At 66.1% G+C, this 12,183-nt stretch carries 11 protein-coding genes; 1 reads left to right on the plus strand and 10 read right to left on the minus strand.

What is annotated here, in order from left to right; all coding sequences use genetic code 11:
• Window positions 1–2 precede the first annotated feature (2 nt).
• Window positions 3–2,105: a sensor histidine kinase gene (locus ABR323_RS13045; RefSeq protein WP_135273565.1), complete on the minus strand. Its 2,103-nt coding sequence runs from the start codon at window positions 2,103–2,105 to the stop codon at window positions 3–5.
• A 131-nt stretch (window positions 2,106–2,236) separates the two neighbouring features.
• On the opposite strand from ABR323_RS13045, the gene ABR323_RS13050 reads away from it, so the two are divergent.
• Window positions 2,237–4,996 (plus strand): bifunctional diguanylate cyclase/phosphodiesterase, encoded by a 2,760-nt coding sequence (locus tag ABR323_RS13050; protein WP_439449611.1) that lies wholly within the window; start codon window positions 2,237–2,239, stop codon window positions 4,994–4,996.
• 162 nt (window positions 4,997–5,158) lie between these two features.
• Here the strand turns inward: ABR323_RS13050 and ABR323_RS13055 are convergent, their stop codons facing one another.
• The 9 genes from ABR323_RS13055 to ABR323_RS13095 all read right to left on the minus strand — a co-directional run bounded on the left by ABR323_RS13055 (window position 5,159) and on the right by ABR323_RS13095 (window position 12,085).
• On the minus strand, window positions 5,159–6,334 hold the full coding sequence (locus tag ABR323_RS13055) for a GAD-like domain-containing protein (RefSeq protein ID WP_439449612.1): 1,176 nt from the start codon (window positions 6,332–6,334) through the stop codon (window positions 5,159–5,161).
• Window positions 6,335–6,456: 122 nt separating this feature from the next.
• Window positions 6,457–6,963 carry a hypothetical protein gene (locus ABR323_RS13060; RefSeq protein WP_439449613.1) on the minus strand — a complete coding sequence of 169 codons (507 nt, stop codon included), beginning with the start codon at window positions 6,961–6,963 and terminating at the stop codon, window positions 6,457–6,459.
• 180 nt (window positions 6,964–7,143) lie between these two features.
• Window positions 7,144–7,536 carry a hypothetical protein gene (locus tag ABR323_RS13065; RefSeq protein ID WP_439449614.1) on the minus strand — a complete coding sequence of 131 codons (393 nt, stop codon included), beginning with the start codon at window positions 7,534–7,536 and terminating at the stop codon, window positions 7,144–7,146.
• A gap of 137 nt (window positions 7,537–7,673) precedes the next feature.
• Window positions 7,674–7,889: a hypothetical protein gene (locus ABR323_RS13070; RefSeq protein WP_135273568.1), complete on the minus strand. Its 216-nt coding sequence runs from the start codon at window positions 7,887–7,889 to the stop codon at window positions 7,674–7,676.
• 98 nt (window positions 7,890–7,987) lie between these two features.
• A complete protein-coding gene (locus tag ABR323_RS13075; protein WP_008268676.1) occupies window positions 7,988–9,178 on the minus strand; it encodes a methyl-accepting chemotaxis protein in 1,191 nt (396 codons plus the stop codon).
• Window positions 9,179–9,398: 220 nt separating this feature from the next.
• Entirely contained in the window at window positions 9,399–10,013 is a 615-nt protein-coding gene (hflD, locus tag ABR323_RS13080) for a high frequency lysogenization protein HflD (protein WP_135273569.1), read from the minus strand.
• A complete protein-coding gene (gene mnmA, locus ABR323_RS13085; protein ID WP_439449615.1) occupies window positions 10,010–11,152 on the minus strand; it encodes a tRNA 2-thiouridine(34) synthase MnmA in 1,143 nt (380 codons plus the stop codon). The genes hflD and mnmA overlap by 4 nt, the downstream gene beginning before the upstream one ends.
• Window positions 11,149–11,610 (minus strand): NUDIX hydrolase, encoded by a 462-nt coding sequence (locus ABR323_RS13090; protein WP_439449616.1) that lies wholly within the window; start codon window positions 11,608–11,610, stop codon window positions 11,149–11,151. The genes mnmA and ABR323_RS13090 overlap by 4 nt, the downstream gene beginning before the upstream one ends.
• Window position 11,611: 1 nt before the next feature.
• Window positions 11,612–12,085 carry a hypothetical protein gene (locus ABR323_RS13095; protein WP_100468394.1) on the minus strand — a complete coding sequence of 158 codons (474 nt, stop codon included), beginning with the start codon at window positions 12,083–12,085 and terminating at the stop codon, window positions 11,612–11,614.
• Between the last annotated feature and the right edge of the window lie 98 nt (window positions 12,086–12,183).

A 12,183-nucleotide genomic window follows, 5' to 3' on the forward strand; every position in this document is an offset into this window, starting at 1 on the left:
GCTCAGTATTCCGGTGACTCGACGGCGGCCATACTGGCCGCCTGGTAGGGGAGGTGGACGTCGATCAGGGTGCCTTCGCCGTGCGCGGACTCGATCCGAACGTGACCACCGACGCTCTGCGCACGTTCGCGCATCACGATCAGGCCCAGGCCGCGCGGACCGTCCGGGTCGAAGCCCTCACCATCATCACGGATCTGCAGGTGCAGGCTTCGCTGGCCGACGTCGCGCAGCTGCAGCAGCACCTGGCTGGCGCGGGCATGACGCAGCGCGTTGGTCAGGCTTTCCTGGGCGATGCGGAAGCAGGCCTGCTCGATGCTGTTGTCGGGACGCTGTGGCAGCGGCTCGATCTCGGCCAGCAGTTCAACCGGCGAGGAACGGAACAGTACCCGTGCCTGCCAGCTCAGTGCGGCCTCCAGGCCCAGCGCATCCAGTTGCGGTGGCCGCAGCAGGGTGGAAATGTCGCGCAGCTTGGCCACGGTGGTGTCGGCGAGGCTGACGATCTGTGCCAGATCCTCGCCACGCCGCTGCGCATCGGCTTCATCCTGCGCTGCATAGGCCGACAGCTTGATCGCGGTGATCGCCTGGCCGATGTCGTCGTGCAGGTCGCGCGAGATCGCGCGGCGTTCGTCCTCCTGCAGGGAGAACAGGCGCCCGGCCATCGCCTGCAGCTCACGGTTGCTGGTTTCCAGCGCAGCCCGCGTGCGCTCCGAATCGCTCAGGTCACGCACGATCAGCAGCTTGCAGTCGCGACCGCCATAGCGCACTTCGCCAACGGCCAGGCCGGCATGGAAGCTGCGGCCGTCGGCGCACTGCATTGCCACCACGCTGCTGTGGCCAGGGCCCAGATGGGGCTGGCCGGCGCGCAGCTGGGCGCGCACCCGGGCCAGATCGGTGGCGGCAACCAGCGCCGACAGCGGCTCGCCGAGCAGCGTGTGGCTGCCGTAGCCGAACAGGCCTGCGGCCCAGGCATTGGCATACAACACGTGCTCATCGGAAAGGATCACCACGCCATCGGGCAGTACCCGCACCAGCTCGCGGAACTGTTCCTCTCGTTCACGCAGCAGGCGGCGTGACTGCTCACGTTCGGTGACGTCCTGCAGCGTGCCGAGCACACGATTGCGGCCGGCCTCATCGGTACCGCTGGCGGCACGCAGGTGCACCATCAATGCGTGGCCGTCCATCGCCAGCAGCGGCAGCAGCACGTCCACCTGCACCGGTTCGCCGGAGCACAGCTCGGCCAGCAGCTGCTCGGTCTGGGTTGCGGTGGCCGGGTCGGCCGGCACCAGCAGCTCGTCGAAACGGTGCCAACGCCGGGCTTCCGGCGGGCGTCGGCCAAGCAGTCGATAGACCTGGTTGGAATAGCGGCCCAGCCCGGTGGACGGGTCCAGTTCCCAGGCGCCGATGCGGGCCAGCTCATGCGCTTCCTCGACCCGTGCCAGCGCCTGGTCGCGGCGCAGCTGTGCCAGGTCCTCGGCGGTGCGGTCGATGGCGATCAGCAACCGGGCGTTGTGGCCGTCGTAGCTGATCGCATTGGAGCGCAGCTCCATCTGCCGCAGCGAACCGTCACGCAGCTGCAGCTGCGTGCGCAGGATGCACAGCTCCTCGGGCGCTTCGCGGATCGCCTCCAGCTTGGTCTGCAGCGCCTGGTCCTGGCCTGGCGGCCACAAGGAGTCGATGGTCTGCTCCAGCAGTTCGTCGCGGTCCCAGCCGAAGGTACTGCAGGCGGCCGGATTGGCGTCGAGGATCGCCAGCGTGTCCAGGTCGTAGACCAGGATCGGGCCGGGGTTGCCTTCGAACATCTGTCGCAGGCGCAGCTCGGAGGCCTGCTGGCGGGCGTGGGTATGCAGCACGTGCTCGGCCAGCGGGCGCAGCAGCAGGTACAGCAGGCCAGCACTGGCCAAGGCGAAGAACGAGCCCTTCAATCCCTGCCACAACGCTGCCTGCTGCGGGTCGGGCACCAGCGCCTGCACCGCGCTGTCGGTGGAGATCATCCAGGCCAGCGCCATCACCAGGTAGCTCAATACCACCCGGCGCCGGTCACGGCTCAGCGCCTGCGCCATCCGCGGGTCGGGAACTGGGGCGTTGCCGGTCGGTTCTGCAGGCATGGACGGGATGGGGGAAAGGGGCGCCGGCCATCTTACCGCGCGGGTGTGCCCTGACCACTCAATTATCCGGCGCAGGCGCCGTTAATCACTGCGTGCCCCGCTGACGGGCGTGTCATCCGGAGCAAGATCGCGTGGACCAAGGGATCATCGCCAGCCTGCTGCAGCACCCGCTTGCGTCGGCGCTGGTCATCGTCGACCGCACGGGCCGCCCGCTGGCGGCCAATCCGGCTGCGCGCGAGCATGGCCTGCCGGCCACCGTGGCTGCTTACGCGCCGATGCTGGAAGATCTGCGCCTGTTGGCTGCCGATGGTGGCATCGTGGCCTGCACGCTGCCCGGTGGCCCGCGCGGGCACTACGATGGCCATCTGCGCGCCGTCCATGATGGTGCCGGCAACCTGTTGGCCTTCACGCTGAGCATCCCCGAGCCGGTGCCGGTCGATGGTGGCGGGCGCTGGGAGCTGGCACTGGACAGTGCCGGCCACAGCCTGTGGGACTGGGACATTCCCAGCGACCGCGTAATCCGCACGCCGGCGCTGGGTGATGAAACCGCTACCGAAATACTCGCGCGCGTACACAGCGACGACATCGGTCAGGTACGCGTGGCGCTGGACCAGCACCTGCGTGGCCTGAGCGAGCAGTACAGCGCCCAGTTCCGTTTCCGCCAGGCCGATGGCCAGTGGCGCTGGGTGCTTGATCGCGGTCGTGTGGTCGCGCGCACGGCCGACGGCCAGCCGCTGCGCATGGTCGGCACCCATACCGATATCGAGCAGCAGAAGCAGCTGGAAGGCTTGCTGCAGGAGCAGCAGCTGCACCTGAGCGAAGCCCAGCGCATCGCCAGCATGGGCAGCTGGTCGTTCGATCCCGGTAGCGGGCAGTTCTGGTGGTCGCCGGAGCTGCGTTCACTGCTGTCGCTGGAGCAGAGCAGCGTGCCCGGCCAGCGGCGCTGGTTGAAGCAACTTCATCCCCGTTCGCGCGGAGCGCTGCGTGCCGCCTGGCGGCGTGTCTGGCGCGACGGCCGCGCGGCCAACATCGAGCTGGAACTGACCCGCGGCAACGAGCCCTCGCAGCACCTGCGGCTGTGGATGCAACCGTTGCTGGACACCGATGGCCAGCCCAAGCGCCTGCTCGGCCAGGTGCAGAACATCACCGAGCAGCACCAGACCGACGCACTGATCCGCTGGCGCACCGAGCTGCTCAACCGCGTCTCCGCCCTGGGCCGCATCGGCGGTTGCGAGATCGAAGTGCAGACCCGGCACATGCAGTGGACCGAGGAGTGCTACCGCATCCACGGCCTGCGCAAGGAGCCGATCACCCTGGACCAGGCGCTGGCGCTGTACACCGAAGATTCGCGCAATGCCTTCGAAGCCGCATTGATCCGGATTGCCGGCGGCGGCCTCCCCGAACAACTGGACCTGTGCTTCTACCGCCAGTCCGGCCTGCGCGTGTGGGTGCAGGTATTGATCGAACTGGACCGTCGCGATGGCCTGCCGCCGCGCGTCGTAGTGCTGTTCCGTGACATCACCCGCGAGCGCGAAGCGAACGAGCGGATCGAGCTGCTGGCGCACTACGATCTGCTCACCGGGCTGCCCAATCGCGTGCTGCTCGGCGAGCAGACTGCAGAAGCCATCGAGGAAGCGCGCGATCGCGGCACCTCGCTGGCGATGCTGTTCATCGATCTGGACGGCTTCAAGACCATCAACGACAGCTTCGGCCACGCCACCGGCGATGCGCTGCTGAAGGCCGCGGCCACGCGGCTGCACCAGAACCTGCGCAACAACGATCTGTTCGGCCGATTCAGTGGCGACGAATTCATTGTGGTGCTGCGTGACCTGGCAGAGCCGGAAGATGCCGGTCATGTCGCGCGCAAGCTGATTGCTTCACTGGCCGAGCCGCTGCGCCGCGGTGAGACCACGCTGAAGGTCGGTGCCAGCGTGGGCATCGCCATGCTCGGCGAGGCTCAGACCGATTTTGATTCGCTGCTGCGCGCGGCCGATGCCGCGATGTATGCGGCCAAGGAAGCAGGGCGCAACACCTACCAGTACTACAGCCAGGACGCGCTGGCTCGCATCCAGCGCAAGCTGGAGCTCGAACATGCCCTGCACGGGGCCATCGAACGCGAAGAATTCAGTCTGGCCTATCAGCCGTTGCTGGACGCGCACCATGGCGAGCCGCCGGCGATCGAGGCACTGCTGCGCTGGCACCGGCCGGGGATTGGCTACTGCAGCCCGGCTGAGTTCATTCCGATTGCAGAAAAATGCGGCGAGATCGTTCGCATCGGCGACTGGGTGTTGAACGAAGCCTGCCGTCAGGCGGCGGCCTGGGACCTCGCCGGACTGCGCTTCGACCGCATCGCGGTGAACGTCTCTGCGGTGCAGCTGCGCGACCGCGGCTTTGCCGAACGCGTGATCGAGATCTGCCACGCCCACGGCTGGCCGCCACAGCGGCTGGAGCTGGAGCTGACCGAGTCGGCGCTGATCCGTGACACCGACATCCTGCGCCATTGCTTCGACGTGCTGGAACGGCACGGCGTGCCGCTGGCGGTGGATGACTTCGGTACCGGCTTCTCCAACCTCAATTATCTCAACCGTTTCCCGGTGGGCCGCCTGAAGATCGACCGCAGTTTCGTGCAGGGCATGCTGCATGATTCCGGGACAGCGGAAGTGACCCAGGCCATCGTGCACCTGGGGCATGCGCTGGGCATGAAGGTGGTGGCCGAAGGCGTGGAAACGCACCAGGAAGAAGACATGCTGCGCCGGCAGGGCTGCGACGAGATCCAGGGTTACCTGTACTCGCGCCCGCTCAGCCCGCGTGACCTGGCGCAGTGGCTGCGCCAGCAACACCCGCCGCCGATGCGTACCGACGCCAGCGGCGAAGCGGTGCTGGTGCGCTGATAGCCAGACTCTGGTGGGTGCCGACCGTTGGTCGGCACTGATGCCTGCGCTCGCGACCATCCACGCATGGCGTGGATCTACTGACGGCGCGGACTTTGGTGGGTGCCGACCGTTGGTCGGCACTGATGCCTGCGCTCGCGACCATCCACGCACGGTGTGCAACTATCTGCCACTGACATCCGGTTGCGTTGGTTGCGTCCTGGCCACTGTCGCAGCAAGGGCTTTCAGCTCAGCGAGGCGATCTGTCTTCACCAGATGCGCCGCATTCCAGCCGCCTTCGGAAACTGCGGGCGAAAAGCTGTAGATCTCATTTGGAGCCAATGGCCCCAGTCGGTCACGTACATGCGCATGCAGGGGCCGCTCATCGTCGTCGGTGACGTCAAGATAGGGCCCATCCAGGGCCTCCAGCAGAAACGCCAGTTTCCAGTTGCGTTCTGCTGCATCGGCGGGGCCTGGCGCATTCGATTCCGTCGACACGTTTCCGCTGTGCGGGTCGATGCTGATCTGCGCGGAGGTGCTCTCCCCACACAACAGAATCTGGCCGAAAGTGGTCACCGCGTAGACATGGAAAGTATCGGCACCTTCCATTGGATTGCCCTGCATGAACGCGGTAGCGACCTCCGCATACAGATGGGGATCGACCAAGACGAGCCTGTCATCGCGATAGCGTGCCAGCCCGTCGCGTCGCCACAGCGCCAGCAGCAATCCTGGCAGCTTGCCTTCCCACGCTGCGAAGGCCACTTCGGTAACAGGTTCACCTTCGCTGCTCACAGCGAAATTCTGCATGAACCTGTCGAAATCGACCTCTGCCGCCGTCACGTCGGGGCTTGGTCCGGCCAGGGAGTTCGAACCCAGGTCGATGGGCAGGTAGTCCAGGAAGTTCAACATTGCCTCAGCCTCTGCGCTTTTCTTGTTTGCCTCCTGGGTTGAAATGACGGTCGCGGTGCTTCCAGAGACAAGCAACAACGTTCCCGCCGGGAGACTTTGCCATGGCTCGTTCAGTACAAGATAGCGCTCGGATGAGTCGTCGACATCAGCGTCCAGGATGATGACCTCCGGACCATCCTGCACACACCCGGCGGAGATCTCGACAATTGCATCGGTCACACCTGCATCAGGATCGGTCACATCTACAGGTGCGGAGTAGGGCTGTTGAAACTCGCCGAATGACTGGAGCGCCTGCTGAAGGGCGAGCAGGGAGTTGGGATCTACCGCAAGCGGTTCTGAGGCAACCGGGAGCTGCAAAGCGAGTGAAAGGCAGAGGGCGGCGCTGGTCATTGGGCTGATCTGAACCGGAATCGGCCCTTTACGATGAAGGGCCGAGCGCTCACGATCCATGCAAACAATCCGAAATACAGGCATCGCGGGGCATCATTCACGCATGGCGCCGACTTAGGTGGGTGCCGACCGTTGGTCGGCACGGATGCTGATGCTCGCGACCATCCACGCACGGCGTGGATCTACCTCGGGAACTCCGCCTTCAACTGCATGCGCAGCGTCTCGACAATGGCCGCATAGCGCCGCTTCTGGACCAGATAGCTGGCCAGGAACAGCGGCAGCACCAGCAGCAGCGGCGCCACCATCGGGCGCATCGCCACCAGCGGCAACAGCAGCAACGAGAGGATTGCCACGAACCAGCTGCACAGGCCGATCACTCGCACCTCGTGCCGTCGCGCGTTGAGCACGATGCGACCGCGCATCACCGGGAAGTAGCGCAGGCCGAAGCTCGGCGCGAAGCTCTCGCGGAACGCCATGCTGCCGTCGGGGAGCGCATGGAAGGCCAGTTGCAGCCATTTGTCCTGCGGCAGGTCGCGTTCCAGGCTGCCCAGCGAGAGCCGAGCCTGCATGGCCGGTGACGCCGCGATGCGCTCATTGAACAGGGTGATGCCCCAGCTGAAATAGCCGGCCACCCAGGCCATCAGAAGGACGGTCTCGATCAACAGCACTGCGATGAGGGCGATGGCCATCGGTCTTCCATGAACGGGACCGGGGCATCATGCCATGGTCAGCGGTGGCCGGCGGCGCGGGGGTTCGAGTCCGTGCAGCAGGTCAGATGCTTCTCGGGATCGACTTGGGTCAATCTTCTTCGGCGAGATTGCTTAGGTCCAGGATCTGCGGATTGACGCTGCTGGCTACGATGCTTCTGATCAGCCCGGGCGGCGGCGAAGCGAGTAGGCGCGTATCGCATGGATGGGGCTGAATTCACACATGGGGTAGCGCGAGTGCCCCACGATGACGGGCCTGTTGAAGTTGATGTCCTTTGGGTCATCAAGTGGCAGGGTCCACTTCCCACCGTGTACCAGCCTGACGGTCTCCCCTAGATATCGGGCGAACACGACCCTCAGAGAGTCCCGCTCATCCTCAGACAGCGTGGCTGCCATCAAGTCATGGAGGTGTTCCAGCCTGTCGAGACTTTCGGGGCTGCTATCCAGTTCAATGCCATGCATTTGAGCCTGCGCAACCAGCCATTCTATCTGGCCGTCCATCAACACCAGGAATCGCTCAAAAGCCTCGCGGGCTTCTTCCAGATTGAACGTCATGCAGAGGCCAGAGAGACAGGGGAGGAGTGGGCAGTGTGTTCTCTTCCCCTTCCTCAGGCTATGCAACAAATCCTAAAAGGCGACAGGCGAAGCAGAGATTGCAGATGTCGCGGCACCCATCCACGCATGGCGTGGATCTACTTCAGGGCTTCGCCATCCAACCCCAGGTCCCACGCCAACCCCAGCAGATCGTGGCCGTCCACAGCGGGGGCCGGGCGCGCGTCCGCCAGCTGCTGCAGTTCCCGGATCTCTTCGCGGGCGACCTCTTCCAGCTGCTGCAGCTGCTCACGCACGCTCGCGTTGCGCGGGCGCTCGGTGTCGGTGAGGGAGGGCAGGGCGCGGATCAGGGTCATGGTGCGCGTACAGGATGCATCCAACGGCAGGTGACAGGCAAAGGCCCCGGACGAACCGGGGCCTTGCGGGCTGCCGGTAGCGGCAGCAGACATCAGGGTCAGAACAGCTCGACCGTGCCGGCGCCCATGCTCTGCTGGGCAACCGGCTTGTGCGGCGGGCGCTCCCATTCGCTGCGCAGTTCGCGCAGGCGGCTGCCGGTGCGCTGCAGGGCGGTGGCGATCTCTTCGTCGAACACGCCGCCATTGCGGTGCAGCAGTTCCTGCAGGGCCACCGCTTCGCGGTTGATTGCGGTCAGGCGGTCCAGGTGGGTGTGCACGCCGCCCAGCGCCTGGGTAGCAATGTCTTCGAACTGCAGGGCGCGCACGGCTTCGGCCACGCTGCCGTCGATCGAACGGGCGCAATCGGAGACTTCGCGCATGCCGTCGCCCAGCGATGCGTTGATCTGCGCGACGTTGTCGAGCATCGCCGCCGCTTCCTGGCGGGCTTCGCGGGAGCGGTCCATGTCGCGCGAGGCCATGTGCGAGACCGTCTCGCGAACCTTGGCAATGGCATCCTTGGAGCTGTGCGCCAGCTTGCGGATCTGCTCGTTGAACGTGGTGGAGCGCTCGGAAAGATTGCGCACTTCGTCCGCCACCACCGCGAAGCCACGACCGGCTTCACCGGCACGCGCCGCTTCAATGGCGGCATTCAACGCCAGCAGATTGGTCTGGTCAGCGATCGACTTGACGTCTTCCAGCAGCGCGAAAATGCCATCCAGGTGCTGCGCCATCTGGTCGATGTGCTGCACGGTGGTGCTGCTCTGGCCGCTGACCTGTTCCAGCGCTTCCACCAGCTGTTCCATGCGGTGGCTGGCGTGCTGGGCAAACCGGGCAACGTCGAGGCCGGCGCTGCCTTCATCGCCGGCGCGGTCGACGATGCGCGACAAGGCCTGGCTCTGCTGGCGCGACTTGCGGTTCATCGCGTCGAAGCTGCCGCCCAGGCTGGAGACGGCCTGACGGATCAGGTCACGGGCGCGTTCCACTTCGCCGCGCGAACCGTCGATCTCGTTGCCGACGAAGTTGCGCAGTTCGGTCAGCAGCTGGTCCTGCTCACGCAGGACACGGGCATGTTCCGGGGAACGGTGCGCCTGGGCGCGGGTGGTCCACCACGCAAAGCCAAGCCAGCTCAGCGTCATCGTGGTCAGGATCGCCCAGCGCAGGGCGGCCGGCCATTCGAAACCGATGGCGAAGGGGAGCAGCAGGGTCAGAGCCAGGGGGGCGGCCAGACGGATGAAAATGCGTGAGTACATGGACGTTCTCGGGAGGTGCACGGAGGATGTATCGGCCGTACCCCCTTTCTCTTTAACGTCGATGTGCCTCGAAGTGCATTCTGAATGCGCCGGTTTTCCGACGCCTTGGCGGCTTCGGGGTCAGAGCCCTTCCCGTGCAGGGAAGGGATCCGACCCCTTGGGCAGGCAGCGACGGGGTCGAATCCCTTTTCCGTGGAAAAGGGCTCTGACCCCATGGGGCTCAGGCCAGCTGCCGGTCCACGGCTTCGATCATCGCCTTGCGGCCGAACAGGAAGTCCCAATAGCTGCCGCCCAGCTGGCGCCACAGCACTGCCGAGCGCACCGCGGCCAGCAGCAGGGCACGGATCTCGGCCACCACGCCGGCCTGGCCCAGGTAATGCGGGTTGCCCTGCACCATCACCCGCGGCTTCAGGTGGCTGATGGTGTCCGCGTACAGGCCACCCAGGTTGGCCAGCACGTCCGGGTGACCACTGTCGCCCAGTTCGGCAGCCTGGCGCTGGGCGAGTTCGATGCCCGACGCGACCTTGTTCACGGTGGCGCCTTCCTGCACGAAGCGGCGCTCCAGCTGCAGCACCGACAGAGCCAACTTGGGCAGGATCGGATCCTGGCCCTGGCTGCGAAAGTAGTTGTGCAGCAGGCGCAGCCCGGCCTTCAGCGCATGGCGGTCACCGAACACCTCCTGCGGCGAGGACGCGTCGACGCGGAACACACTCTCCACGGCGGTACGAACGGCGGCGGCGTCGGAATGGCCGGTATCGGCGATACGGCGTACCTGCTGCAGGGCCTGGGCAATGCCGGCCAAAGCCAGAACGCGGTCGTCGACAGTGAAACTCATGCAGCGATTACCTCAAAAGGGGAAGGGGTGGTGCGCAGGCGCTGTTCCAGCGGCGCATCGGTGGCGGCGATCACCGCGCCACCCAGGCACACATCACCGTCATACAGCACCAGCGATTGACCGGGGGTAACGGCGCGCTGCGGGCGGGCGAAGGTGACCAGTACGCTGCCATCGTCCAGCACCTCGACCGTACACGGCTCGTCGGGCTGGCGGTAGCGGGTCTGGGCGGTGCATTCAAAGCGCCGTGCCGGCGGCGAGCCGGCGATCCAGTGCGCGGTTTCCGAACGCAGGCGCTCGGACAGCATCCACGGGCTGTCGCGGTCCTGGTCCACGTACAGCACGTTGCTGGCCACATCCTTGCCGACCACGTACCACGGCGCGGCCGGACGTCCACGCACGCCGCCGATGTTCAGGCCCTCGCGCTGGCCCAGGGTGAAATAGAACACGCCCGGATGTTCGGCGATCACGCTGCCGTCGGCCGGGTCGAGGATCTGGCCGGGCTTGGCCGGCAGGTAGCGGCCGAGGAACTCGCGGAAGTCGCGCTCGCCGATGAAGCAGATGCCGGTGGAATCCTTCTTGGCATGGGTCGGCAGGCTGACGTCACGCGCGATCCGGCGCAGGTCGGTCTTTTCCAGGTCGCCGATCGGGAACAGGGTCGCCGACAGCTGTTCCTGGCCCAGCTGGTGCAGGAAGTAACTCTGGTCCTTGGAGCGGTCGGCGCCACGCAGCAGCAGCCACTGGTGGCCGCGCTGGCTCACCCGCGCGTAGTGGCCGGTGGCGATGCGTTCGGCGCCCAGCTCGCGGGCGGCGTCCAGGAAATGTTTGAACTTCACCTCGCGGTTGCACAGCACGTCCGGGTTCGGCGTGCGGCCAGCGGCGTACTCGGCCAGGAAGTGCTCGAACACACCCTGCCAGTATTCGTTGGAGAAATCGCGGAAGTGGAACGGGATACCGAGCAGGCCGCAGACGGCCACCGCGTCGCGGCGGTCGTCCTCGGCCCGGCAGTCACCGCTGCCGTCGTCGGCCCAGTTCTGCATAAACAGACCGGCCACGGCCTCGCCTTGCTGCACCAGGCGCCAGGCGGCGACCGAGGAATCGACGCCACCGGAGACGCCCACCATCACACGCGGAGTGCTCATGCGACCTCCCGTACCAGCGAAAGTGGATGGCGTTGGCCACCCAGGTAATCGGCCACCACCTGCCACACCAACGGGCTGCGCTGGCGTTCGCCGGCGGCCTGCAGCTCGGCGGGGGTCAGCCACAGCGCGCGGTCGATGCCGGTGTCCAGCGGCTGCGCCGGGTCGTGCGAGACCGGGCGCGCCGCATAGCAGAAGCGCAGGAAAGCGGTGCCGTCACCTGCGGTCCACTGGTAGCAGCCGATGAAGTGGGTCAGCTGCACGGTCCAGCCGGTTTCCTCGCGGGTCTCGCGCAGTGCCGCCTCGGCCAGGCTTTCGCCCGGCTCGAGGTGGCCGGCCGGCTGGTTCAGCACCGCACGGCCGTCGATGGTTTCTTCAACCAGCAGCACGCGGCCGCCGTCGACAACTACAGTGGCGACGGTGGCGTGCGGTGCCCAGCGCGGGTCCGGCGTGGCGTTCAACTCAGAACTCGTCCTTCTTGGTCAGTTCCAGCTCCATGGCGTCAGCGGTGCGGATGGCCGCATCGATGGCGTCGCTGAGCTGGTCCGCAGTGGCGTCGGCGTCGATCTTCACGACGAACATGGCGGTGGTGTCCTGCTTCACCCAGCCGCCCATCTTGGCGTCCTGCGAATCTTCCAGCAGGCGGTTGGCCACGGCCACCGGGAACTGCTTGGTCTTGGCGTTGTAGGCCGGCGACCAGATTTCGCGGATGTTGTGGGTACCGAAGTCCTCCACCGACGAACGCACGTAGACCATCTGGGTACGATCACCTTCGACGTCGAACACCAGACGGTAGTCGCCGTCTTCGTCAACCTCGTAGTTGTAACCCAGCTTGTCCAGGTGGCGGGCCACGGCCTTGTCACCCTCCGGCGCAGCGGCGGCAGAGCCTGCGGCAGCCAGGGCGATCAGCAGGGCGGGGAGAAGGGTCCTTTTCATGAAGATCCTGTGAAACAGTATTGAGAGAGGGTGCAATTGTGACGGCGGCCGTGCGTGCCGTCCAATCTGCGGCGGGCCGACGCAGGCCCGCTCGAGCC

Origin of the sequence: Stenotrophomonas sp. ATs4, from assembly GCF_051861585.1 — a bacterium.
Lineage (GTDB): Bacteria > Pseudomonadota > Gammaproteobacteria > Xanthomonadales > Xanthomonadaceae > Stenotrophomonas > Stenotrophomonas maltophilia_AS.

Coding starts and splice junctions, on each gene's coding strand:
- ABR323_RS13070 (WP_135273568.1), bottom strand. CDS start 7,889: ATGACCCTGATCCGCGCCCTGCCCTCCCTCACCGACACCGAGCGCCCG.
- ABR323_RS13045 (WP_135273565.1), bottom strand. CDS start 2,105: ATGCCTGCAGAACCGACCGGCAACGCCCCAGTTCCCGACCCGCGGATG.
- ABR323_RS13065 (WP_439449614.1), bottom strand. CDS start 7,536: ATGACGTTCAATCTGGAAGAAGCCCGCGAGGCTTTTGAGCGATTCCTG.
- ABR323_RS13055 (WP_439449612.1), bottom strand. CDS start 6,334: ATGGATCGTGAGCGCTCGGCCCTTCATCGTAAAGGGCCGATTCCGGTT.
- mnmA (WP_439449615.1), bottom strand. CDS start 11,152: ATGAGCACTCCGCGTGTGATGGTGGGCGTCTCCGGTGGCGTCGATTCC.
- ABR323_RS13060 (WP_439449613.1), bottom strand. CDS start 6,963: ATGGCCATCGCCCTCATCGCAGTGCTGTTGATCGAGACCGTCCTTCTG.
- ABR323_RS13095 (WP_100468394.1), bottom strand. CDS start 12,085: ATGAAAAGGACCCTTCTCCCCGCCCTGCTGATCGCCCTGGCTGCCGCA.
- hflD (WP_135273569.1), bottom strand. CDS start 10,013: ATGAGTTTCACTGTCGACGACCGCGTTCTGGCTTTGGCCGGCATTGCC.
- ABR323_RS13075 (WP_008268676.1), bottom strand. CDS start 9,178: ATGTACTCACGCATTTTCATCCGTCTGGCCGCCCCCCTGGCTCTGACC.